We start from the raw sequence: 23,338 nt of genomic DNA, 5'->3' as shown, positions 1-23,338 counted from the left end.
TTTTTATGTACTTTTTATACAACTCCTTTCTGCCTCCATTAAAGATAAAAACATCAATCCTCTTCGAATAATTATATAACACATTGATTTATAATGATTGTTTATTGTTTTGTAATTTAAATAAAAACTCTGTAAGTAAAAAACGAATGCAATAAAATCATCAGAGGAAAAGTGCATCGCTAATCAATCTTTTCAATTGCTTTATTTTTTTTACGCCATTGTGAAGGTTGTAATTCAGCAACAATGATCCCAATTAGAATAAACAAACCACCCAATAAAGCTAAAGGAGATAAATGCTCTCCAGCCAAACGCCCAACAATACCAGCCCATACTGGTTCACCTGCATAAATGAGTGTTGCACGTGTAGGGGAAATGGATTTTTGTGCCCAATTCATGGCCAATTGAATAATCGCACTCATTAATGCCAATCCCATACCAATAATAAACCATACCCACGAAAATTCAGGAATGCTTTCCCCCATCAAAGGCATACAAGAAAATGAAAAAAAACCACTAAAGAATAACTGAATAATGGTCACACGTCGACTATCAACCTTGTTGGCAAAAATTCCAATGAGTATGACTTCTCCAGCAATTGCTAAGGCTCCCAACAAAGTCAAAATTTCGCCTTTTGAAAAATCAAAACTTCCCGGCTTTTGTCCTGAAACAAGTACAAGACCAATAAAAGCAAAAACAATACCAATCCAACAAGCAAAACGGGGAGGTTTTTTAAAAACAATCCATTGCAAGATTGGAACCATCGGAACATAAAGCGCTGTGATAAAAGCCGACTGACTACTAATAATCGTTTGAAGTCCAGCAGCTTGAAAAGCATACCCCAAAAACATGGATAAACCAATTGCCATCCCAGCAAAAACTTCATAAACAGTTATACCTTTTATAGAGCGCCAAAAAATTGCTCCACATATAAGGGATGCAGCAATAAAACGAAATCCAACAAAAAACAGAGGACCGCTATAGCGTACCGCAATGTGAATGACTAAAAATGTAATCCCCCATAATATTGTTGCAGCAAATATTGCCAATTCTGGTTTGCTTAATAAAGGATATTTAAACTGTTTGATATTCGTCATGAAAAGCCTTCTCCTCCAATTTTCCGCACAATTTATGAAACAATAAGCGTTCCAACTCCCTGTTCGGTAAACAGCTCTAGTAAAACAGAATGAGGGGTTTTTCCATTTAAAATGACAACACCTTCCACACCATTTTGAAGGGCTTTCACACAAGTCTCTACTTTTGGAATCATGCCTCCTGAAATTGTTCCATTTTCGATAAGTTTCTTAGCCTCAGAAACTGTCAATTCTTTTAAAAGTTTACCCTGTTTATCCAAAACACCAGGAACATCAGTCAGAAATAAAAGACGTTTAGCCTCTAATGCACCCGCAATAGCTCCAGCAAAAATATCAGCATTAATATTATAGGTTTTACCATCCCTACCTGGAGCCACAGGAGCAAGAACTGGTATCATTTCAGAACAAGCTAATAGATCCAGCAATGTACGATCAACTTCAATAGGCTCACCAACAAATCCTAAATCTAGAACACGTTCAATATGCGAATCAGGATCAATGACAGTTCTATAAGCCTTTTCGGCAAAAACCATATTGCCATCCTTGCCGCACAGCCCTATTGCCCATTCACCCTCAGCATTGATGAGAGCAACTATTTCCTTATTGATGGAACCCGCTAAAACCATTTCAACCACTTCAATGATCCGCTCATCGGTTACCCGTAAACCGTTTTCAAATCGTGATTCAATCCCCATTTTCATCAAAATTTCAGCAATTTGAGGTCCTCCACCATGAACAACAACAGGATTAATCCCTGATTGCTTTAATAGAGCAATATCACGCGCAAATGCTCGTCCCAAAGCAGGATCACCCATAGCATGACCGCCATATTTTACCACGACTGTTTTATTTTCGTATTTTTGCATATAAGGCAAAGCAGACGATAAAAATGCTGCTTGTTTTTCCAAAACATCGACAGCACTGTTTTTAGCATCATCCATTAATAGAGCCTCCTCATCACTTTTTACTATCTCTTAGTGAAATTTAGGAAAAGTGAAAACAAAAAAACAAAGCTTTACTCTATCCATCCCCCTGAAAATCGTCAATTTTCCTTCAAATTACAAAAAATAATAACCAGATGAAACAAGAAAATAACTTCCTCAATGAACGTAATAGCGAAAAACTAAACAAAATAAGCGCAAAAAACGTCACTATTTTATGATCTGATGTATAAAATTGAAGAGCAAAACTTTTAAGCTGCACTGTACAATCAACTCATTCAGTTCCCCTTATGGATACTTAACAATGAATAGGAATATATACAACCATTGATTTGCCAATTCACGGGCTTGTTTTAAAAAGAGACATCTCTCAAAGCCACCCAAGCCCATTTCGCGACAGTGCCCGTGAAGGGTATAACGATAAATCCATTGAGCGCCTCATCTTTACACTTATGAAGTAACAAGCCAGCACCATCGTTATATTTGCCAGCCCCCAATGTTGCGACAGATCTTGCATTAAGACGGTTCACAAAAGCCATTTTTAGTCCTTTCTTATACAAATTTTATTCACACATTCATCCCACTTTTGACGTGCAAATGAATGATTTTGATTGATTCAAGATAGATAAGTTTGAAATGAGAGAATCTTACGTTATTCGGGACTCTCATTCAACATATAAAACAGTTAATATTATTGTAAATCAAAGTATTATTCGAATAAAAGTTCTCATATTTTAGAGCAGGCTGTGGTTAAAACTATATGGAAATAGCACCTTATACAATCAATCATGAAAGGTTATAAGAGATAGATTGCCCAACAGCTTTTTTAGCCCTACTTGATAAGATTTTGCCATTTTAAAATTTTATGTTGGAGCTTTTAAAAGGGATTTTGTCTGTAAAAAATTTGGATTCTTACTGGATTGGTTCTACCTGATGATTAGCTTATATGATTTATTCACATAAGACTCTACGAACAAGCCTAATAACCTCGCACTTCTAAAAACGCTTTATGTGTACAAGAGGCTTACATTTGTATTACCGCCTTAAATGACGATCTTTTGTGGTACAAAAGATAAATGGCTATTACACTGGAAATATTATCAATCATTCAGTGCATCCTTCTATGGATAAGCCCTTTTAAACTATTATAAATATTCAAAAGTAAAACTTATCCATAAAATGGTAAAAAATTCTGCACAGCAGGAACTTACACTAAATCAATCGTCTCTCTTTTTTCTTTTCAAAGATGATAAGACAATCGAAAGTTTAATGAAAATAACCTTCCAAAAATATTTTCTCATTTACTTTGAAAACATTCACCTACTTTAACCAGAAATATTTTCAAAAAATTCTTTCATCCGTGAAAAAAAACCATGTGATTGTGGTGAGTTCTCATGATTTGAGAGCTTTTCAAATTTTTGCAATAGTTCACGTTGCTCGTGCGTGAGCTTCTGTGGTGTCTCAATCGTGATATGAATGTACAGATCACCTCTTAGCTGCTGACGGCGCAACATGGGCATGCCTTTACCTTTAAGGCGGAATTGACGTCCATTTTGTGTCCCTTCTGGGATCTTAACACGTGCTTTAACACCATCAAGGTCAGAAACTTCAAATTCTCCTCCTAAAGCCGCTGTTACCATCGAAATAGGAACACGACAGTGAAGATCTGCTCCTTCTCGCTGAAAAAATTCATGCGGTTTAACGGAAAGGAAAATATAAAGATCACCATTGGGACCACCACGAACACCAGCATCACCCTCACCAGAAAGACGAATACGCGTCCCATCTTCAATACCAGCTGGAACATTCACGCTCAACGAACGTTTTTTCTCTATACGCCGTGTACCCTGACATTTGGGGCATGGATCTGTAATCGTTTCACCACGTCCATGACATGTATGACATGTTCTCTCAATAGAAAAAAAACCTTGTGCGACACGCACACGACCAGACCCATGACATGTCCCACAAACTTGTGGACTAGAGCCCTTTCTCGCTCCTGAACCTTCACAAACATCGCACGTGACAGAACTAGGAATATTAATTTCTGCAGTTTTTCCTGAAAAGGCCTCTTCTAAGGTCACTTCCATATTATAACTTAAGTCTGCACCACGCTCGCGACCATCACCACGCTTACGGTGTGCACCTCCCATAATCTCACCAAAAAAATCTTCAAAAATATCAGCAAATCCACCACCGGCTGCAAAACCGCTAAAGGGATTGCCACCCCCTTGACCACCGCTATTTTCAAAGGCCGCATGACCAAATCGGTCATAAGCAGCGCGCTTTTGAGGATCTTTAAGAACTTCATAGGCTTCGCCAATTTCTTTGAATTTTCGCTCTGCCTCTTTATCCCCGGCGTTGCGATCAGGATGATATTGCATTGCCAACTTACGAAAAGCAGATTTCAATTTTTTATCATCACATTCACGAGTCACGCCAAGAATTTCATAATAGTCAACCTTCATCATGTATTCCTGATAGTTTTTCTATTATCCATCTTTATGGATAATATCTCTTTTAATTTATATTTTTAGCAACAAAGTTGCAACTTGTCTCAAATAATAAAGCCCAGCCTTATATTTCAAAGGCCGGGTTTATAAATTAATCAACACATATGCTGACACTATTTCTTCTTATCATTAACTTCTTCAAAATCAGCATCAACAACATCATCATTCTTTGTCTCTGTTTCAGTGTCAGCGCTTGCTGCTTGTGACGCTTCATACATAGCCTGTCCAAGCTTCATACTGACTTCTGCTAATTTTTGCATCTTTGTTGTTACTTCTTCTGTATCACTGCTTTCAAGCGCAGATTTCAAATCAGATATTGCTGTTTCAATCTGCCCCTTTTCTTCAGCTGATACTTTATCGCCATATTCATTGAGCGATTTTTCCGTCGAATGAATAAGAGCTTCCGCTTGATTTCTGGCTTCAACACCTTCACGGCGTTTTTTATCCTCAGCTGCATGTTCTTCTGCATCCTGTACCATTTTTTCAATATCAGCATCACTTAAACCACCTGATGCCTGAATACGAATTTGATGCTCTTTACCCGTTCCTTTATCTTTGGCTGAAACATTAACAATACCATTCGCATCAATATCAAAAGTAACTTCGATTTGCGGTACACCACGCGGTGCTGGGGGAATACCAACAAGATCAAATTGAGCCAACAATTTATTATCACTCGCCATTTCCCGTTCACCTTGGAAAACACGAATCGTTACAGCACTCTGGTTATCATCAGCTGTTGAAAAAACTTGCGATTTTTTCGTCGGGATAGTGGTATTGCGCTCAATGAGACGTGTAAAAACGCCTCCCAATGTTTCAATCCCCAAGGATAAAGGGGTGACATCTAGAAGCAACACGTCTTTGACATCGCCTTGTAAGACGCCCCCTTGGATGGCTGCACCCATTGCAACCACTTCATCGGGATTAACACCTTTATGTGGATCTTTGCCAAAGAAGTTCTGCACAACTTGCTGAATCTTAGGCATACGTGTCATACCGCCCACTAAAACAACTTCATCAATCTCACCAGCCTTTAATCCAGCATCTTTCAATGCAGCTTTACAAGGCTCGATGGTACGTTGCACTAAATCATCAACGAGTGATTCAAATTTTGCCCGAGTCAATTTCATTGTTAAATGCTTGGGACCCGATTGATCAGCCGTAATAAATGGTAAATTGATTTCTGTTTGCTGTGATGAAGAAAGCTCAATCTTTGCTTTTTCTGCCGCTTCTTTTAGGCGCTGTAAAGCAAGTTTATCATTCTTTAGATCAATACCTTGTTCTTTTTTGAATTCATCGGCAAAATAACCGACCAAGCGCATATCAAAGTCTTCACCTCCTAAAAATGTATCTCCATTAGTTGATTTAACTTCAAAAACGCCATCTCCTATTTCAAGGACTGAAATATCAAATGTACCACCACCAAGGTCGTAAACAGCAATTGTTTTTCCGTCCTTTTTGTCCAAACCATAAGCTAAAGCAGCAGCTGTTGGCTCATTAATAATCCGTAAGACTTCAAGTCCAGCAATTTTACCCGCATCTTTAGTCGCTTGACGTTGAGCATCATTAAAATAAGCAGGAACAGTAATAACTGCTTGTTCAACTTTTTCACCAAGATAAGATTCAGCTGTTTCCTTCATCTTTTGCAAAATCATCGCTGAAATTTGCGATGGAGAATATTTCTTACCCGCTTCTTCGACCCATGCATCGCCATTGTCACCTTTAACGATTTTATAAGGCACAAGTGCTTTATCTTTTTCAACCATAGGGTCATCAAAACGCCGCCCTATCAAACGTTTCACTGCAAAAACTGTCCCTTCAGGATTTGTTACTGCCTGACGTTTAGCAGGCTGTCCAACAAGCCGCTCTCCCCCATCCGTAAAGGCAACAACAGAAGGTGTTGTTCGCGCTCCTTCTGAGTTTTCGATAACCTTTGCGTTTTTGCCATCCATAACAGCCACACAAGAGTTCGTCGTCCCCAAATCAATACCAATTACTTTTGCCATATTATAATCTCCATTCAGCAAGCTACCTCAGCCTTCATAAAGCATCTTTTTAAGATAGCTCCTCACAACACTCAAAGCCCGTATCTGCTTTAAGCAACATAAATAATAATAAATCGCAAGTCGCCAACAAGCCTCGCTGCCTCGTATATAAGAACAGGATTTTATTGCTACAAGAGAATAATGAGAGAAACACCTCCAAAATAAAAAAAATCTTTTAAAGTAGGCACTCTAATAATCCATAAATACCATATTTATGAAAGGGTTAAGATCATAATATATTTTTCTTTCAATCCTCAAAAAATAGATCTATCTATAAAAATAAAATCATTGAACACGCGCTCTTGATTTTTCATCATGAATTAAGAAATACTGATATAAAAGCTTTTTAAAAATACCGTTTAAAGGCGAATAACTTATATCATAAAACGTTATAAACCTTCCTAAAAACTAAAACAGCCTGCATATCTTATGAATCTGTTTTTATGATCCTTCTTCAAGTATTAAACTGTGCTTTTCTAAATGTTCATATTGATAACAATATCATTGATCGATCGCCTCTCAAAAATTCTTCTTCTAATAGCCTCATCGTTCATTACTATTTGAAAGCAGTCTTTTAAATTTATCAAAAAAGCTTTTTCTTAAACTATATCCTTCTTAAAATTCGAAAGATATATAATAATACCTCTGTATAAACGCTTTAAAGTACCAAAATCTGTCGTAATACTAAGAGTTGATCAATTTTATGATCTTTCTCTATTGTATCTTTATTCAGTAAAGGAGTGGCGGACCATGGAATTTTATCATTTACAAATACTTTTGTGATATGAATAATGCTGAGAGATATTTTGTCTTTGTAAACCTTACTGTTTTCCTTTAAAATTGAAGAATTCTATGACTTTTCTTTTCATAATTTAAATCAATTTTATTTTAGTAATTCTTTGCTTTTATTTTAAATAAAAACTCTGCTAATTAAAAAATATTCAGAGTATGAATCTTATGAAGGAGGGTAAATTAATGCTGGCATCTATTATCAAGAAAATAACGAAACTCAACTATAAGAATACAATATATGCACTATATCCATACAAAAAGGCTATCGCAAATATCATTTGTGTTTTTCTTTTTGCTAGTATAACCTTACCAGCAAATGCTCAGCAATACAAACTTGGTGACATAGAAATTCTTAATCCTTGGGCACGCGAAACACTTAAAGGTGCAAAAGTTAGTAGTGGTTATTTTTATATTATTAATCACAGTAATATTCCAGATCGTTTAGTTTCTATTTCCACAGACGGCGTAAAAACAACAGAAATGCACACTATGACTGTTGTTAATGATATTATGAAAATGGAAAAAATGCATAATGGCATTGAAATCCCGGGAAATGGCGAAGTCACACTTAAGCCCGGTGGTAATCATATTATGTTTATGGGACTTTCAAAACCCTTCAAGCTAGGTGATAAAGTTAGTGCAAAATTAACATTTGAGAATGCAGGAACCATTGATGTTGATTTCTCTATAAAAGCTATGAAAACAACCTCACCTTCCAAACCCACTCCTGCTCACTAAGCCCTTTTTATTTAATTATTATAAACACACATTTTATAAAATGAAGAAGTGTAAAATTTTTACACTTCTTCATTTTGTTTAATGCCATAACATAAGCAAAAAACTATTCTCTTTTATGCGTTAAATAGGGTCAACTTCAGGGATACGCAAAACTTGTCCAGGATAAATTTTATCAGGAGATTTTAGCATTGGTTTATTGGCTTCAAAAATAAATGTATTTTTATCACCTTGCCCTTTTCCATAAACCTCTTCAGCAATTTTCCAAAGATTATCACCAGACTTAACCTCATAAAAACGAGAAGATTTTCTAAACGTTGTATCTATAACCTTTAATTGCTCAACATCCACAGAAGAAATGCCTTGTGAATTGCCAACAACCAAAAGTGCTTTTTCCAGTGTTTCCCTATCTGGAACCTCACCACTTAAAATAGCTTTACCGTCTTCAATTTGAATATTAACTTTTTCTGTATCGAGTTGAAAATGATCAAATGCGGCCTTAAAGTCTTTTTCTCTTGGTTCATGGTCCCCCATACCTAGCTTTTCCCCTACGGTTTTAATAAAATTAAAAAATCCCATTATGACCTCCTTATCGTATAGCAGAAACAAATTTTTGTGCATATATTGCCACATTCTTGTCTTTGCTCTTAAAACACATAGGCGGATTTTCTAAACTTCAACAATCAAAACTAAACATGTTCAATTTTGAGACAAAAATAAGAATAAACTTCGCAATAAATTTTAATAAAAAAAGCCTTTATGCAAATTTTCTCTCAAACGAAGGGATCTTAATAGACGTAGAAACATTATAAATTATGAAAGCAAAACAAGATTTTACAGGAATGACAACAGGTTTTTTACTTTGCTACAATTTGTATCATATTTGTTTTGCAAAAAAAATGTGAACTCCCATATAAATAAGTGTGGGTAATTTGCTACCACAGCAATAGAAAGGTCTAAGAAACCATGAAAGATACACCAACAATCACGCAAACGATTGTACTTGTTGATGATGATCGCAATATTTTGACATCTCTATCTTTTGCGCTTGAGACAGAAGGATATCGGGTTGAAAGCTATACAGATGGAGCATCTGCACTCAAAGGTCTCACACTTCACCCCCCACATTTAGCTATTTTTGATATTAAAATGCCCCGAATGGATGGGATGGAGCTCTTGCGTCGTTTACGTCAAAAATCTGATCTTCCAGTTATTTTTCTGACGTCCAAAGATGATGAAATTGATGAATTATTTGGTCTTAAAATGGGAGCTGATGATTTTATTACAAAACCTTTCTCCCAACGTCTTCTCATTGAGCGCGTAAAAGCTATTTTGCGCCGTTCCAATGCTCGTAACCAACCGCTTTCTACAGGAACTGCTTCTACCTCTTCCCTCAAACGTGGAGATCTTGTGATGGATCAAGAACGTCACACCTGTACATGGAAAGATAAACCTGTTATTTTAACTGTTACGGAATTTTTGATTCTGCAAACCCTCGCACAAAGACCAGGCGTTGTAAAAAGTCGTGATGCTTTAATGGATGCTGCCTATAGTGATCAGGTCTACGTAGATGATCGCACCATTGATAGTCATATTAAACGTCTGCGTAAGAAATTTAAACAAGTGGATGATGATTTTGCAATGATTGAAACACTTTATGGTGTGGGTTATCGTTTTCACGAGGTGTAAAACTGCTTTGTCGCAACAATTTGAATGGCAATCAAATCGATGACAGACAATTCTCAACTGGAAACTCTAAAAAAAATAGCCCCTAATGGTATATCCACAGCGCCATTTCTTATGTTTACTCATTTACACCTTCGAATACAACGTCTCTTTAGACAATTGCTTTTTTCCAGTCTCACACGCCGCATTGTTATATTAAATATTGCTGCTCTTGCCGTTCTGGTTACAGGCATTTTATACCTTAACCAATTTCGCGATGGTTTAATTGAAGCAAAAATTAAAAGCTTATGTACCCAAGGAAAAATTATTGCCGGAGCTATTGCAGCTTCTGCAACAGTAGATACAAACTCTATCCTCATTGACCCCCAAAAACTCTTAGAGTTACAGACTGGTGAAAGCGTTACACCCGCCCCTCAATCAACAGACTCTTGGGACTTTCCCATTAATCCTGAACAAGTTGCCCCTCTTCTACGACGTCTCATCACACCTAAAACGACAAGAGCACGTATCTATGATCGTGATGCTACTTTACTTCTTGATTCGCGGGTTCTTTATTCTAGTGGAGACGTTTTTAGATATGATTTACCCCCACTTAAAACAGAACAAAATATATGGGATCGCCTTACTTCATGGTATTCAAACACATTTTATGGAAAAGGTATTGCTTTTGATAGAGAACAAACAAAAAACCGTGATATTGCTTATCCAGAAGTATACCGTGCATTAAACGGATCTCTTGCTACCGCAAAAAGACGCAACAGACAAGGTCAACTTATCGTTTCTGTTGCCGTTCCTGTTCAACGCTATCGCGCAGTGGTTGGCGCCCTTCTTCTTTCAACAACTGGCTCCGATATTGATAACATTGTAAAGGCCGAAAGACTGGTTATATTTAAAGTCTTTGTCGTTGTAGGCAGTGTACTTTTGGTTCTTTCGCTCTTTTTAGCCCATACGATTGCCCATCCATTAAGCAAATTATCTGCCTCTGCTAACCGAGTGCGGAATGGCAATAATCAGCGTGTAGAAATTCCTGATTTTTCAATGCGTGAAGATGAAATTGGTCATCTCTCAACCTCTATTCGTGACATGACCAATGCTCTTTATATGCGTATTGAAGCCATTGAACGCTTTGCAGCTGATGTAAGCCACGAATTAAAGAATCCCCTCACTTCTCTCCGTAGTGCTGTTGAAACCCTCCCTCTGGCTAAAAATGAAGAAGCACAAGAAAAGTTGCTTGAAATTATTCAACATGATGTGCGTCGTCTTGATCGGTTGATTACAGATATTTCTGATGCCTCTAGGCTCGATGCAGAGCTTGCACGAGAAACCGCAGAGATCGTTGATATGACACCGCTTTTGGAAAGTCTTATTCATGCCGTTCAGGAAGTATACCGCAATGCACAAACCATCGATGTAAGCTTGAATATTATCCCACGTCCTTATGGAAAACCTTATCTGGTGTTAGGACATGAACTCCGTTTAGGGCAAGTGATTTCCAATCTTCTTGAAAATGCGCGTTCCTTTATTCCCCGTAATCGGGGAAAAATTTGCATTACTATGAAAAGTCATGCTTCAACTCTTATTTTAACCATTGAAGACAATGGCCCCGGTATTCGTTCAGAGAATATTGAACGCATTTTTGAACGTTTCTATACTGATCGACCAAATGAAGATGCTTTTGGACAAAACTCTGGACTTGGCCTTTCTATTAGTCGGCAAATCATTGAGGCCCATAATGGAACAATTACAGCCGAAAATATTATTGATCCAGCACTTGGAAAATGTAAAATTGGTGCACGTTTTATTATTATGCTTCCCCTCGTTAAATAAATCTTTTACCACAAAATAAAGAACATGAAAATAAAATGTGAAATACTCCACGCAAATTGTCTTCAACTGGGAGGAAAGGGGCTGTTGATTATAGGTCCATCGGAATCAGGGAAATCAACCATTACCCTTGCTTTGCTCGACCGCGCTGAGTGGTCAAAACGTGAAGCAAAACTTATCAGTGATGATTATACAATGCTACGTGTAAAAAATGGAAAACTTCATGGATACACGCCTGAAGACTTACAGGGCGGTATCGAGATTCGTGGTGCTGGTCTCTACATGATAGAATTTCAAAAGCAAACAATTATCGATTGTATTATTTTTCTTGGCCCTGAATACGAACGTTTTTCCACAAATAAAACTTTTCAATTTGAAGATTTGCACATTCCTCTTTTAAAACTTCCCTCTCTTCACGAGGCCGATTGTACAGCCATTTGTCAAGCTATTGAAGCATTTTTGTTCAGAAAAATATGGCATAAAACTGTCTAATTTTTTCCAAATATAAAAAAATCACACTTTTTTGCCTTTTTTTTGCAAATTTTTCTTGGCAGCAAGACAAAGCCTTGTAAAATATCCTTCCCACCAATATGGTTGGATCTTATTAGTTAACAGGAGTTTGCGTAAATGATTGGACTCGTGCTTGTAACGCACGGTGAGCTAGCTGTCGAATTTTTACATGCCGTGGAACATGTTGTTGGAACACAAGAAAAGTTCGCAACAATATGTATTTATCCCGATGACGATATAGATCAGCGCCAAGGTGATATTATAGCCGCAGTAACCGATACAAATACAGATAATGGCGTCATCATATTAACAGATGTGTTCGGTGGGACACCATCAAATATAGCTATTCCTGTTATTGAAAAAGGACGCGTTGAAATGATTTCGGGGGTTAATTTGCCCATGCTTATTAAATTGATTTCTATTCGCAAATGTCCTGATATCTCATTATCAGACGCGTTAAGAATAGCACAAGAAGCAGGGCGTAAATATATTAATGTACCAAGTATGATTTTATAGCGGATGATAAAATACTGATGCTTCCCAAAGATACCCTCCCCTCTAAACTTAGTCGTCATTTTAATATCTGTAATAAACGTGGGTTGCATGCAAGGGCTTCTGCAAAATTTGTACAAACTGTTGACAATTTTAATGCCACTGTTGAAGTTGAAAAAGATGGAAAAATCGTTGGTGGAACATCAATTATGGGACTCATGATGCTAGCGGCTTCATCCGGTTGCAACCTCACTATTCGTGTTTGGGGACCAGAAGCAACAGATGCCCTTAATGCTCTTGAAAAGCTCATCAATAACAACTTTGGAGAGGAAAACTAGCCCTTTCTCATAATAAACAAGAATGAAGATCCTTGGAGAATAAGAATTTTCTATCATTATCTTGAATTTTGATTTCTTCTCTCATTTTTATGCCGAGATTCATATCCACTGTAGATTGGCACAATTATTATAAATATGACAGCTTATCCTAATTGTATTATGCAGAATTTTTTTGTTTGCTGTTCTAACATTATTGGGCCTATTTAATAGTTATTGTGTATTATGGTTTTTATCCAACTTAATCATACTTAATCATATGATTTACATCTTTACAGAAAAGAGAATTTTGACTTGGATTGAATATGTTTGCTTTTAAGCAAAAGAAAAATAATATCAAGATAATTTCACAAATCAGAAATTGATAAACTTTTTTTATTTTCTGCTCGCTTTGTAGCCTTTATAATACACAAGCAATCCCCACCTTCAGATCATTGTAATGCATATTATGAAAACGCAATTTTTATTTTGATCGATATCATAACCATTTTCTTCAAACAAATAATCTTCGTACATTTATAATTATGGTAAGCATTTTTTAGACATTATTTTTCTATACTATTGCCTTATCTTCCGTGACATTTTTTACTTTCAATTTATCTGTTATTGCACTTTTTATCTTTTATTGCACTTGGGATAGCATCTTTTCATTATAAGGAGATAACATTATGGACCGTTTATTTAGTGCCCTTCAGATTCCTCAACAAACAACACAACAACTTGTATCGTTGCAAAATGGCTTACCAAATGCACAGTGGATTAATCCGCAGAATTTTCACATCACTTTGTCTTTTTTCGGTGAAGTTGAAAGTGATACAGAAGATGCACTTAGGCATGCCTTTGACATAATAAAGCTCCCTCCTTTTATGCTACAAATGAAGGGTTTTGACGTTTTTGGTTCAGAAAACGCTCCACATTTTCTTGTTGTCCGCATTGAATCTTGTGAAGCTCTCAATCTTTTACACGAAAAGATGCAATGTATTCGTAGCCACTTGAGGCTAGAACCTGATAAAAAAGAATTTACACCGCATATTACTATTGCGCGACTGCTCGATATTAAACCTGAAGATCTTCCTCCTTATCTGTCCTCTCGGAGTGATTTTTCATTTCCTCCCTTTGATGTTGATCATTTTGTTTTATTTTCATCGCCAGCTCCCTCAAGCGATGCTCCATATATTGTAAAAGGAAGTTGGTCACTTCAAAGATAAAAGGGTGTTTGTAACACCCTTTAAAACTCTTTGAGGAAAGACCCCATATACGCGAAATCACAGGAAATGCTGAATTTTACGCTGGAGACTTGTTATTAATATGTTTTAAGCCGAATCAGTTTCAACAGAAGCTTCTTTTGTTCTTCCTTTGGCCACACCCACTATCGCTGGACGTAAAACCCTTTCTCCAATAATATAACCAGCCTGAACCACTTGTTGAACAGTGTTATCGGGAACATCGGCATTAGGAATTTCAAACATCGCTTGATGAAAATGAGGATCAAATTTTTGTCCCTCTGGATGAATTTTCTGTACACCATGACGCTCTAATGCTGCCATCATGGCACGTTCAGTCATTTCAACACCTTCTGCCAATGATTTTAAACCAGCATCACTTTCTCGTGCACCTTCTGGAATCGCTTCCAAAGCACGATTGAGATTGTCAGAAACAGATAACATATCCCGTGCAAAATTAGCAATAGAATAAGCCCTTGCATCCGCTACATCACGCGCAGTACGGCGTCGAAGATTTTCCATATCTGCTGCAAGACGTAAAAGCTGATCTTTCAAATCTTTGTTTTCATCCTGCAAAGCCGCTAAAGGATCAACCTCATTACTTTCTTCTTCAACCTCTCCATGTGCTTCTGTTTTATGTGTTTTTAAAAATTCATCCGCTGCTTGTTTAAGTGTATTACGATCAGCTGGTTTTTTTAAATCGCAATTTTCAAATGAAGCGTCAGTAAATTTGTTTTTTTCATCAGACATAAAAATTCTATTCCTTCATAAGATTTGTTATTCTCGATATCGAAATTTTACAGACAAAAATCAAGGGGTATAGATGTATATAATACAATGAGCTTTTATAGTACAAATACTTAACCGTATCATTTTAACGCAATAACTGTGACATAAGTTGAGCTGTATAATCAACCATAGGCACAATCCTTGCATAATTAAGCCGTGTAGGACCAATAACGCCTAAAGCACCAATGACTCTTTGTTGTGAATCACGATAAGGTGCTACGACTAAAGAAGAACCAGAAAGTGAAAATAACTTATTTTCCGAACCAATAAAAATTCGAACCCCTGACCCTTCATCCGTTAAATCGAGAAGCTGGGCCATACTTTCACGTGTTTCAAGATCATCAAATAAATGGCGTAACCGTTCTAAATCTTCTTCTGCTTTCACATCTTCAAGCAAATTACTGCGTCCACGAACAATGAGGTGCATTTTATGATCAGCACCTTCTCCTCCCCAAAGAGCTAATCCCGTTTCAACAAGATGATGTGATAAATCATCAAGTGCAGCCCGTGTTTGTGCACATAGACACGCAATTTCCCCTTTAGCTTCACTCAATGTACGCCCTTGAATATGGGCGTTTAGAAAATTCGTCGCTTCTGTCAATTGTGCATGGGTAACCCCTTCTGGCAAATGAACAATACGATTTTCAACCTCACCTTGTTGAGTCACTAAAACGGCAAGAGCGTGCTCCCTATCAAGGCGCACAAATTCAATATGTTTCAATGTTCCTTCTTGTTTTGTTGCGAGAACAAGCCCTGCCCCACGGGAGAGGTCTGAAAGAACTCGGCTTGCTTGAACAAGAAAATTTTCAACCGATTGTGCATGACCTGCCTCTTTGACTTGCATTTCAATATTTTCTCGCTCTTCGTTTGGCAAATCACCGGCTTCCATAAATGCATCAACAAAAAAGCGTAAACCCGATTGGGTTGGCATTCGCCCTGCTGAAACATGCGGTGCATAAATCAAACCGAGATGTTCAAGATCACTCATCACATTGCGAATCGTCGCAGGTGATAATGTCTGTTGCAAAAGTCGCGAAAGATTGCGTGACCCTACAGGTTCACCATCATTAAGATAGGCTTCAACAATATGGCGAAAAATATCACGCGAACGCTCATCAAGATATTTTAGTTCATTATCAATAGATTTGTGCTTCATCACAATTGTTTCACTACTAAAAAACACTCTTCTCTTATATAAGTTTTGCCAATGTTTGGTCAAATAATCTAAAGTAGTATAAAAATATATTATCTTATTGAGCCATAAAACACCACATTTTATAATAATGATATAAACGTATAAATTATGTATGAGGTGTTTTTATTAGAGCGTGTCATTGGATATTTAAGATAGGAATTGGTCTCTTTAGGAGCTTGTTTATTTATAAACCACCGAGAGTATAAAATTAGATTTTTATCATAAGAAAGCTTTCATAAAAAATCGTCTCTCATGTCTTTTTAATCGTTGTCTTCACAAAATACGAAAAATTTTATTTGAATAAAATATCATAAAACGTGTAAAATAACCCTATCATATAAAATCAAGCAGAATATGTGTGTATATGAGCATTTAAGCTGGTTCCTAGCGCAAAAATAGTTCCCCTTTCATTTTTGGAGAAATCTATATGAGAAGTATAGCAGATAAAAGAGTTGTCATTGCGACACATAACACCGGCAAATTACATGAGATCACCACCTTGATTGCACCTTTCGGTTTAATAATACAATCAGCAAAAGAGCTTGGCTTGCCAGAGCCGGAAGAAACAGGAACAACATTTGAAGAAAATGCTTACATTAAAGCTTTTGCAGCAGCAAAAAAAACAGGACTTCCTGCTCTCTCTGATGATTCAGGCTTAGAAGTTGATGCATTGGATGGTGCACCGGGCGTTTATACAGCTGACTGGGCGATTCAAGCCGATGGTACACGTGATTTTCCAAAAGCGATGCAAAAAATAGAAGATGAGCTTCAAAAAGTCGGAGCGCGAGAAAAAAGCCAACGAAAATGCCGTTTTGTATCCGTCATTTGTATCGCGTGGCCTGACACTCATGCAGATTATTTCCGCGGATACGTTGAAGGAACATTCATTTGGCCTCCACGGGGAAATAAAGGCTTTGGCTTTGATCCTATTTTTTTACCAGATGGATATGAAAATACCTTTGGAGAAATGTCAACAGAGCAAAAACACGGCTGGCAATACAATGATATTCCCCCTCTTTCACATCGCGCACGGGCTTTTAAACTTTTGACAGAAAACCTTTTGGCATTCTCATGAATGAACCTTTTGGCATTTACATTCATTGGCCCTTTTGTGCTGCTAAATGTCCCTATTGTGACTTTAATTCACATGTTCGTATCCATGGTGTTGATCAGCCGCGTTTTGTCACCGCCTTTGAGCGCGAAATAGAAACGCAATATCATAAAATAGGTCCACGCCATATTACGAGTATTTTTATTGGTGGGGGAACCCCCTCTCTTATGGAGCCGCAAACTGTTGATGCCCTTTTGCAAGCACTTGCAAGAAAGTGGATACTTGATGATAAAGTTGAAATTACGTTGGAAGCTAATCCATCCAGTGTGGAAGCAGAACGTTTTCGCGGATACCGCGCTGCAGGTGTTAATCGGTTATCTTTAGGAATACAAGCACTCAATAATAAAGCATTGCGCAAACTTGGCCGACTCCATAATGTAGAGCAAGCTCTTTATGCTATTGATTTAGCAAGGAAAATTTTTCCACGCTTATCCTTTGATCTTATTTATGCTCGTCCCGAACAAACCCTTGAACAATGGAAATCTGAACTTGTACAAGCCATTGACTTGGCAGCAGACCATCTTTCTCTTTATCAATTGACAATCGAAGAAGGAACCGCCTTTAAACGACTTCATGATGCAGGAAGGCTTATCCTTCCTCCATCAGAGCTCGCAGCAGATCTGTATCATCTTACCCAAGAAATAACAGCTCTGTATGGACTTCCCGCCTATGAAATCTCAAACCATGCCATGCCTGGTGCTGAATCAGCACACAACCTTCTTTATTGGCGTTATCACCAATATGCAGGCTTTGGTCCAGGAGCACACGGTCGTTTTATTGAAAATGTATCAAATCATTCTTCCACCTTTTCAAAAACATCTTTATCACATCTTGAAAACCATGAACGTTATGTCACAATCAATGAAAAGAATCCCGAGCAGTGGCTTGCATTAGTCGAAAAAACAGGACATGGCTGTATTGAAACAGAACGATTAACTCTTCAGCAACAGGCGAATGAAATGCTCCTTATGGGGTTACGCCTTTGTGAAGGCTTGGAACTTACACGCTATGAAACTTTAAGCCCAAAACGCATCCCAATGGAAAAACTTATCGATTTACAACACCAAGAATTGGTAGAAATGGTGGATAACCAACGTCTAAAAGTGACAACCAAAGGACGTATTATTCTTGATCATATTATCAGCCAACTTGCAAACTAAAGCCTTTATAACAACATATTGATTTCAATAATAATTATTATTTTTTATAGCAAAAATGAAACTAAAATATTGTAAGACTTTTTTCAAAAGTTTTATAATATATTAATTCTTACTTTTTTTAAAAATAGCGGAGTGTGTGGATACAAACTATACAAAAGACGTATAAAAATGCTTTTTATGACTATTTTCAAGCACCTAAAATTATCGAAATATTTTGAGATAGAAAAGTATATGATAGTCTAACTTTCTTTTTCATAAGTGTAAAGAGAGTGATACGCCGGAGATTTTATATTATACTATTCATAAATTCCGTTGCATATAACAAACATTGAAGAGAATTTCTTTGCTAAAAAAGCTAATGTGATGCTATAAAAGATTTTTCATATATCTTTATTATCAGAAATATTAAAATTGATTGAACAAGCTTACCTTCTACTTTATCATGATTTTTTCTGTAACGCAGATTCTTTTGAGTAAAAAGAGCATGATAAAATAAACTGGAAGTGTGTTTCTATGGATTTTCTTCTAATAAAGAATCATTAAAACAAAGAATTTTTTGCGTGAAAACATATTAAGGCATATAGCGAAAATGAATGCATTTACGTTGTAGAAACTTTTTAGAAAAGTGACCTATTTTTATGTGTCTTTATGGCTTCAACTTGTCATCATATCAATTGTGATATAACGTTCATTCCTTCAATGAATTGCACGCTAATTGTTTCCCTGCACCTTAAAGGACGAACACTCTTAACCCAATCCAGTCTGTAAACGGCTTTACTTCTTAAAACAGGTTCCACTTGATTTTCCACTGATGTGATTCACTGAACTGAAGGCTTTACGAGCGAAAGTTCCAGTTTATACTCACCATCTACTCTAAAACCACTTAAGATGTTAAAACCTCAAACGACAATGTTTTATGGTAACAAAAGATAACGGCATTATTTATTGAACCAAGCAATTATTTCTTTAGGCAAAAAAATCAACAATAAAACGCTCATAAACAGCCGTAAGCGTTTCTAATGCATCAAGGGCAACACATTCATCTACCATATGCATCGTTTGCCCTGGTAAGCCAAATTCAACCACGGGGCAATAGTCCTTAATAAATCTCGCATCTGAAGTTCCCCCAGACGTAGAACATTCTGGTGTATTCCCTGTTACACTTTTAATAGCATTGGATAAAATTTGAATAAGTTTATCATTTTTGGTCAAAAAAACATCCCCTAAACTTGGAATCCATTCAAGCTGATAAGAGGGATATTGACCACTGTTATTTTTTGACTGCACCAAAGCAAGACACTTTTCAATTTTCGCCATCAAGGTTTCTTTTGTCCAAAGATCATTATAGCGTATATTAAAACGAACTGTTGTCTGCGCTGGAATAACATTGGCCGCCAAATTACCAGTATCAATGGTTGTTAGCTCTAAATTACTGGGTTGAAAATTCTCTGTCCCTTGATCTAAATCCGTTTGTGTTAATGCTTGAATAAGTTTACTTGCTAAAGGCAAAGGATTGGCAGCCCGCTCTGGAAAAGCAACATGACCTTGAAGACCTTTCACAGTAATGATCCCAGAAATCGATCCGCGGCGACCAATTTTGATAACATCACCAACAGCCTTTACGCTTGTTGGTTCACCCACAAGAGCTGCAGTCCATTTTTCACCTCTGTTTTCTGCCCATTGAAGAAGTTTCACCGTGCCATTAATAGCAGGCCCCTCTTCATCACCAGTAATCAAAAGGCTTATTGTGCCTTTAATGGATTGTTTCTCAAGAACCCGCGCTAGAGCGGCAATAAAACAGGCGATACCGCCTTTCATGTCAACAGCCCCCCGCCCATATAATTTCTCCTGATCTATAACAGCTTCAAAAGGTGGATAAGTCCAATCTTCTAATGCACCTGGCGGTACAACATCCGTATGACCTGCAAACATAAGATGGGGTCCTTCACTTCCCATTTTTGCATAAAGATTTTCAACATTATCTGTATTTTTATCCGTAAAAATAGGACGCTCAACATGAAATGCCATTTTTTTCAAAAATTGTTCCAACGTTGATAAAGCCCCTGCTTCACAAGGTGTAACAGAAGGACAACGAATAAGTGCCTGTAATAGCTTAAGTGGATCTGTAAGAACAGACATAAAAACCCCTTCCCATTTGTTATAATCATCGGAACTTAAGATTATTACGCTGAATGGCAAAAAAGATAAAGCAAAAACATTGAAGACACTCAGCAAACCAAGCAGGGGAGGACAATCGTGCTGAGAGCTTCAATGGCTTCCTCATCATGCATGACGAAGCACACATACAACGAAACACTCAAAAAAAAGTTCCGTTAAATATTGCTCTTATCTGCATATTTGCAAATTTTTTACGCCTCTAATTTATATGAAGCGAAATTAATAGCGTGTAGTCTATGAGCATTTTCTTTCAACCAGGCGCGATACGTTTTACTATCAGGGTAAAGTTTTTCACAAAGAGCCCAAAATCTTGGTCCATGATTCATTTCAACAAGATGAGCAACTTCATGAGCGACAACATACTCAACAACTTCTTTTGGTGCCATAATAAGGCGCCAAGAAAAAGAAAGACGCTTATCGATGGAACAAGATCCCCAACGACTTTTTGTATCTTTATAACAAATGGATTTGACTTTACGCTCTACCTGATGAGCATAATGTGCCACTAAAGGCGTTATAATAAGCGCTGCTTGTTTTTTTAAAACATCAGCAACGCGTCTTGGAAGATATTCTAATTGACCATAAACAATAATTTTAGGCCCTTGCTCCGCATCTGCTGTAACAATTTTTGTTACTCCACGTCCTTTTTCATGCTTTATGGTATGAGAAACACCCAAGAAAGGAATTGTTGCACCCTCTTTGAGACAGATATTTTCATGAGACATGTGTATGCGCTTAAGGCGCGCCTCAATCCAAGACCGATGTTTTTCAATAAAACTTTCAATCACATAGGGATTTATCGCTGGTGGTGTTGTTACACAAATCTCCTGGCTTCTGGCATCCATACGTAAGGTAAAACGGCGCGCGTGCTTATTTTCCCGCACTCGTATAGGGATAGCACGATCAGAAAAAATAAAACGCTTTTCAGAAATACTCATATGTTTATCTTCATCATCAATAAATAGCCCCTTATTTTGCATTAATCTGATTAATTAAAGATCTCAAGGCTGTTTCTAGACAATCTAAATCCTGTGGACGAGAAAAACGGTGATCTGCATCACGAACAAGTGTCATTGTTACATCATGGAGAGGCAAATGATCAAGTAAAGTCAATGTATGCTGATAGGGTATCTCCACATCTTCCATCCCTTGTAGAATATGGATTGGGCACCCAACATCAATGCATCCCTCCATGACACAGTTATTTCTGCCATCTTCAATAAACGCTTTTGTAAAAGGAACAGGCTCTGTATAACTAATTGCGGATCGTTCAATATGCTCCGCTTCTTCCAAAATTTTCCACTTCTTCACCCCTAACCCTGATTCTATCAATGTTTTTGTAAAATCAGGTGCTGGAGCAATCAATATCATGCCAGCAAGCTTTTTATTTTTCTGCGCTAGCAACTTAGCAAGCCTTAAAGCAATCCATCCCCCCATAGAGGAACCAACCAAAATTTGTGGCCCCTCACAATAGGTTTCAAAAACCGCTAAACTTTCGCTCACCCAACGTGAAATCGTTCCTTGAAAAAAATCACCGCCTGATTCTCCATGCCCAGAGTAATCAAAACGTAAGCAGGACAAATCATTCTTCTGAGCAAAATTATCAACAAACACCGCTTTATCCGCTAACATATCCGATAGATAACCATGAAGCCAAACCAAACCTGGAGAGTAGCGACCTTTGCGATGACGCACTGCAAGAGCAGTATCCTCAAACGAAAAAAACTGGCAAGGAATATTTTGATTCATAATTCTTTTTCTCCATAAAACAATTTCTTTAAATCAAGAGAAAAACTTTTATAATCTAAATTCTTAAAAAAGTAACAAATCAAATAATGAAAAATACACGAATTATAGTTGTTTTTATGTGTATAATTGTATATTAAGTAACCATAGTTGGATCAAAATTAAGGAGCATAAACCATTCGTAGACCGTTTAAAATGACACCTACCCAAAAAGATGGGCCGCGTTCAAATCATGATATTCGGGTGCCTCATGTTCAGCTTATCAATGATGAGGGACAACATCAAGGAGTTGTTGCGATACAAGAAGCTCTTGCTATGGCCGCAGAAGCTGGGCTTGATTTGGTTGAAATTGTACCAAATGCGGAACCGCCCGTGTGTAAAATCATCGATTTGGGCAAATTAAAATATCAAACTCAAAAAAAAGCTGCTGAAACACGCAAAAAACAAAAAGTCATTGAAATCAAAGAGATTAAAATGCGTCCGAATGTTGATGTCCATGATTATGGAGTCAAGCTCAGGGCTGTTCATCGCTTTATTGACCATGGTGATAAAGTAAAGATTACTTTGCGTTTTCGTGGTCGTGAGATGGCTCACCAGGATCTTGGATTAAAGCTTCTTCAGCGTATAAAGGAAGATACAAGTGGTATTGCCAAGATTGAATTGGAGCCAAAGCTTGAAGGGCGGCAAATAATGATGGTGATAGCACCTAAATAGTTTTTCATTGAAATAATGTCTGTATGCAACTTGTAAAGATAAGCGGATGGATATTAGTTAGGGGCGTTACGGAGAGCTTTGTGGTGCTTTTGAGGTTTTGTAAATCTGTATAGTCCCTTTTAAAAATTTAATAATGCTTTCTCGACTTATAAGAAGAATGTGTTTTTTTGCATATTATTTTTTGTATATTAAATGAGAGAGCATAAACATCGTGAGATCTTCTTCATTTTGAGATCTCTTATTTGTGGAATCCGGCAA

General features: G+C 37.2%; 20 protein-coding genes and 1 pseudogene. 10 read left to right on the top strand and 11 right to left on the bottom strand.

Translation table 11 applies throughout. The features are described from left to right. Positions 1-179: 179 nt before the first annotated feature. The 5 genes and pseudogenes from PVV65_RS00535 to dnaK form a co-directional block, all read right to left on the bottom strand. Entirely contained in the window at positions 180-1,094 is a 915-nt protein-coding gene (locus tag PVV65_RS00535; protein WP_273788814.1) for a DMT family transporter, read from the bottom strand. A gap of 32 nt (positions 1,095-1,126) precedes the next feature. Beyond that, the gene (gene argB / locus PVV65_RS00530) at positions 1,127-2,032 is read right to left on the bottom strand and encodes an acetylglutamate kinase (protein WP_273753903.1); all 906 of its coding nucleotides are present in this window, start codon (positions 2,030-2,032) and stop codon (positions 1,127-1,129) included. 324 nt (positions 2,033-2,356) lie between these two features. Then, positions 2,357-2,571 (bottom strand): annotated as a pseudogene (locus PVV65_RS00525) (integrase arm-type DNA-binding domain-containing protein); the annotation flags it as partial. Between the two features lie 786 nt (positions 2,572-3,357). Beyond that, positions 3,358-4,500: a molecular chaperone DnaJ gene (gene dnaJ / locus PVV65_RS00520; RefSeq protein ID WP_273788813.1), complete on the bottom strand. Its 1,143-nt coding sequence runs from the start codon at positions 4,498-4,500 to the stop codon at positions 3,358-3,360. A gap of 158 nt (positions 4,501-4,658) precedes the next feature. Continuing rightward, positions 4,659-6,551 carry a molecular chaperone DnaK gene (gene dnaK, locus PVV65_RS00515; protein ID WP_273753904.1) on the bottom strand — a complete coding sequence of 631 codons (1,893 nt, stop codon included), beginning with the start codon at positions 6,549-6,551 and terminating at the stop codon, positions 4,659-4,661. 1,014 nt (positions 6,552-7,565) lie between these two features. Here dnaK and PVV65_RS00510 point away from each other — a divergent pair. Continuing rightward, on the top strand, positions 7,566-8,120 hold the full coding sequence (locus PVV65_RS00510) for a copper chaperone PCu(A)C (protein WP_273788812.1): 555 nt from the start codon (positions 7,566-7,568) through the stop codon (positions 8,118-8,120). Between the two features lie 120 nt (positions 8,121-8,240). Here PVV65_RS00510 and lysM read toward each other — a convergent pair whose 3' ends face one another. After that, positions 8,241-8,696, bottom strand: a complete 456-nt coding sequence (gene lysM / locus PVV65_RS00505) for a peptidoglycan-binding protein LysM (protein WP_273788811.1) — start codon at positions 8,694-8,696, stop codon at positions 8,241-8,243. Between the two features lie 387 nt (positions 8,697-9,083). Here lysM and PVV65_RS00500 point away from each other — a divergent pair, with 387 nt between their 5' ends. From PVV65_RS00500 to thpR, 6 genes are all read left to right on the top strand, one after another. Next, positions 9,084-9,806 carry a response regulator transcription factor gene (locus PVV65_RS00500; RefSeq protein WP_039759370.1) on the top strand — a complete coding sequence of 241 codons (723 nt, stop codon included), beginning with the start codon at positions 9,084-9,086 and terminating at the stop codon, positions 9,804-9,806. Positions 9,807-9,845: 39 nt separating this feature from the next. Continuing rightward, positions 9,846-11,630, top strand: coding sequence for a sensor histidine kinase (locus PVV65_RS00495; RefSeq protein WP_273788810.1), 1,785 nt, complete (start codon positions 9,846-9,848; stop codon positions 11,628-11,630). Between the two features lie 24 nt (positions 11,631-11,654). Then, positions 11,655-12,119, top strand: coding sequence for an HPr kinase/phosphatase C-terminal domain-containing protein (locus PVV65_RS00490; protein ID WP_273788809.1), 465 nt, complete (start codon positions 11,655-11,657; stop codon positions 12,117-12,119). A 135-nt stretch (positions 12,120-12,254) separates the two neighbouring features. Then, entirely contained in the window at positions 12,255-12,653 is a 399-nt protein-coding gene (locus tag PVV65_RS00485; protein ID WP_273788808.1) for a PTS sugar transporter subunit IIA, read from the top strand. 17 nt (positions 12,654-12,670) lie between these two features. Further along, positions 12,671-12,967, top strand: a complete 297-nt coding sequence (locus tag PVV65_RS00480; protein ID WP_273753909.1) for an HPr family phosphocarrier protein — start codon at positions 12,671-12,673, stop codon at positions 12,965-12,967. A gap of 665 nt (positions 12,968-13,632) precedes the next feature. Beyond that, positions 13,633-14,172 (top strand): RNA 2',3'-cyclic phosphodiesterase, encoded by a 540-nt coding sequence (thpR, locus tag PVV65_RS00475; RefSeq protein WP_273788807.1) that lies wholly within the window; start codon positions 13,633-13,635, stop codon positions 14,170-14,172. A 105-nt stretch (positions 14,173-14,277) separates the two neighbouring features. On the opposite strand, the gene grpE is transcribed toward thpR, so the two are convergent. Both grpE and hrcA read right to left on the bottom strand, forming a co-directional pair. Continuing rightward, positions 14,278-14,937 carry a nucleotide exchange factor GrpE gene (gene grpE, locus PVV65_RS00470; protein ID WP_273753911.1) on the bottom strand — a complete coding sequence of 220 codons (660 nt, stop codon included), beginning with the start codon at positions 14,935-14,937 and terminating at the stop codon, positions 14,278-14,280. Between the two features lie 124 nt (positions 14,938-15,061). Continuing rightward, positions 15,062-16,132 carry a heat-inducible transcriptional repressor HrcA gene (gene hrcA / locus PVV65_RS00465; RefSeq protein ID WP_273753912.1) on the bottom strand — a complete coding sequence of 357 codons (1,071 nt, stop codon included), beginning with the start codon at positions 16,130-16,132 and terminating at the stop codon, positions 15,062-15,064. Between the two features lie 466 nt (positions 16,133-16,598). Between hrcA and rdgB the strand changes: the two genes are divergently transcribed. Further along, positions 16,599-17,246, top strand: a complete 648-nt coding sequence (gene rdgB, locus PVV65_RS00460; protein WP_273788806.1) for an RdgB/HAM1 family non-canonical purine NTP pyrophosphatase — start codon at positions 16,599-16,601, stop codon at positions 17,244-17,246. After that, positions 17,243-18,442 (top strand): radical SAM family heme chaperone HemW, encoded by a 1,200-nt coding sequence (gene hemW / locus PVV65_RS00455; RefSeq protein WP_273753914.1) that lies wholly within the window; start codon positions 17,243-17,245, stop codon positions 18,440-18,442. Before rdgB ends, hemW begins: the two co-directional genes overlap by 4 nt. Before the next feature lie 966 nt (positions 18,443-19,408). Here the strand turns inward: hemW and dapE are convergent. From dapE to PVV65_RS00440, 3 genes are all read right to left on the bottom strand, one after another. Beyond that, entirely contained in the window at positions 19,409-20,581 is a 1,173-nt protein-coding gene (dapE, locus tag PVV65_RS00450; protein WP_273788805.1) for a succinyl-diaminopimelate desuccinylase, read from the bottom strand. A 230-nt stretch (positions 20,582-20,811) separates the two neighbouring features. After that, positions 20,812-21,558, bottom strand: coding sequence for a M48 family metallopeptidase (locus PVV65_RS00445; RefSeq protein ID WP_273788804.1), 747 nt, complete (start codon positions 21,556-21,558; stop codon positions 20,812-20,814). A 31-nt stretch (positions 21,559-21,589) separates the two neighbouring features. Then, positions 21,590-22,369, bottom strand: coding sequence for a carboxylesterase (locus PVV65_RS00440; RefSeq protein WP_273753917.1), 780 nt, complete (start codon positions 22,367-22,369; stop codon positions 21,590-21,592). 192 nt (positions 22,370-22,561) lie between these two features. Between PVV65_RS00440 and infC the strand changes: the two genes are divergently transcribed. Further along, complete coding sequence (infC, locus tag PVV65_RS00435) at positions 22,562-23,080, top strand: translation initiation factor IF-3 (RefSeq protein ID WP_273753918.1); 519 nt, start codon at positions 22,562-22,564, stop codon at positions 23,078-23,080. Positions 23,081-23,338 lie beyond the last annotated feature (258 nt).

It is taken from the genome of Bartonella sp. ML70XJBT (genome assembly GCF_028618425.1).
In the GTDB taxonomy this organism is placed as follows: Bacteria; Pseudomonadota; Alphaproteobacteria; order Rhizobiales; family Rhizobiaceae; genus Bartonella.
The sequence above is the reverse complement of the archived record's forward strand: the minus strand, read 5'-3'. Positions and strand labels throughout refer to the sequence as shown.

Coding starts and splice junctions, on each gene's coding strand:
- dnaJ (WP_273788813.1), bottom strand. CDS start 4,500: ATGAAGGTTGACTATTATGAAATTCTTGGCGTGACTCGTGAATGTGAT.
- dnaK (WP_273753904.1), bottom strand. CDS start 6,551: ATGGCAAAAGTAATTGGTATTGATTTGGGGACGACGAACTCTTGTGTG.
- PVV65_RS00495 (WP_273788810.1), top strand. CDS start 9,846: ATGACAGACAATTCTCAACTGGAAACTCTAAAAAAAATAGCCCCTAAT.
- hemW (WP_273753914.1), top strand. CDS start 17,243: ATGAATGAACCTTTTGGCATTTACATTCATTGGCCCTTTTGTGCTGCT.
- infC (WP_273753918.1), top strand. CDS start 22,562: ATGACACCTACCCAAAAAGATGGGCCGCGTTCAAATCATGATATTCGG.
- PVV65_RS00485 (WP_273788808.1), top strand. CDS start 12,255: ATGATTGGACTCGTGCTTGTAACGCACGGTGAGCTAGCTGTCGAATTT.
- thpR (WP_273788807.1), top strand. CDS start 13,633: ATGGACCGTTTATTTAGTGCCCTTCAGATTCCTCAACAAACAACACAA.
- PVV65_RS00490 (WP_273788809.1), top strand. CDS start 11,655: ATGAAAATAAAATGTGAAATACTCCACGCAAATTGTCTTCAACTGGGA.
- PVV65_RS00510 (WP_273788812.1), top strand. CDS start 7,566: ATGCTGGCATCTATTATCAAGAAAATAACGAAACTCAACTATAAGAAT.
- PVV65_RS00445 (WP_273788804.1), bottom strand. CDS start 21,558: ATGAGTATTTCTGAAAAGCGTTTTATTTTTTCTGATCGTGCTATCCCT.
- argB (WP_273753903.1), bottom strand. CDS start 2,032: ATGGATGATGCTAAAAACAGTGCTGTCGATGTTTTGGAAAAACAAGCA.
- PVV65_RS00480 (WP_273753909.1), top strand. CDS start 12,671: ATGCTTCCCAAAGATACCCTCCCCTCTAAACTTAGTCGTCATTTTAAT.
- lysM (WP_273788811.1), bottom strand. CDS start 8,696: ATGGGATTTTTTAATTTTATTAAAACCGTAGGGGAAAAGCTAGGTATG.
- rdgB (WP_273788806.1), top strand. CDS start 16,599: ATGAGAAGTATAGCAGATAAAAGAGTTGTCATTGCGACACATAACACC.
- hrcA (WP_273753912.1), bottom strand. CDS start 16,132: ATGAAGCACAAATCTATTGATAATGAACTAAAATATCTTGATGAGCGT.
- PVV65_RS00535 (WP_273788814.1), bottom strand. CDS start 1,094: ATGACGAATATCAAACAGTTTAAATATCCTTTATTAAGCAAACCAGAA.
- grpE (WP_273753911.1), bottom strand. CDS start 14,937: ATGTCTGATGAAAAAAACAAATTTACTGACGCTTCATTTGAAAATTGC.
- PVV65_RS00500 (WP_039759370.1), top strand. CDS start 9,084: ATGAAAGATACACCAACAATCACGCAAACGATTGTACTTGTTGATGAT.
- dapE (WP_273788805.1), bottom strand. CDS start 20,581: ATGTCTGTTCTTACAGATCCACTTAAGCTATTACAGGCACTTATTCGT.
- PVV65_RS00440 (WP_273753917.1), bottom strand. CDS start 22,369: ATGAATCAAAATATTCCTTGCCAGTTTTTTTCGTTTGAGGATACTGCT.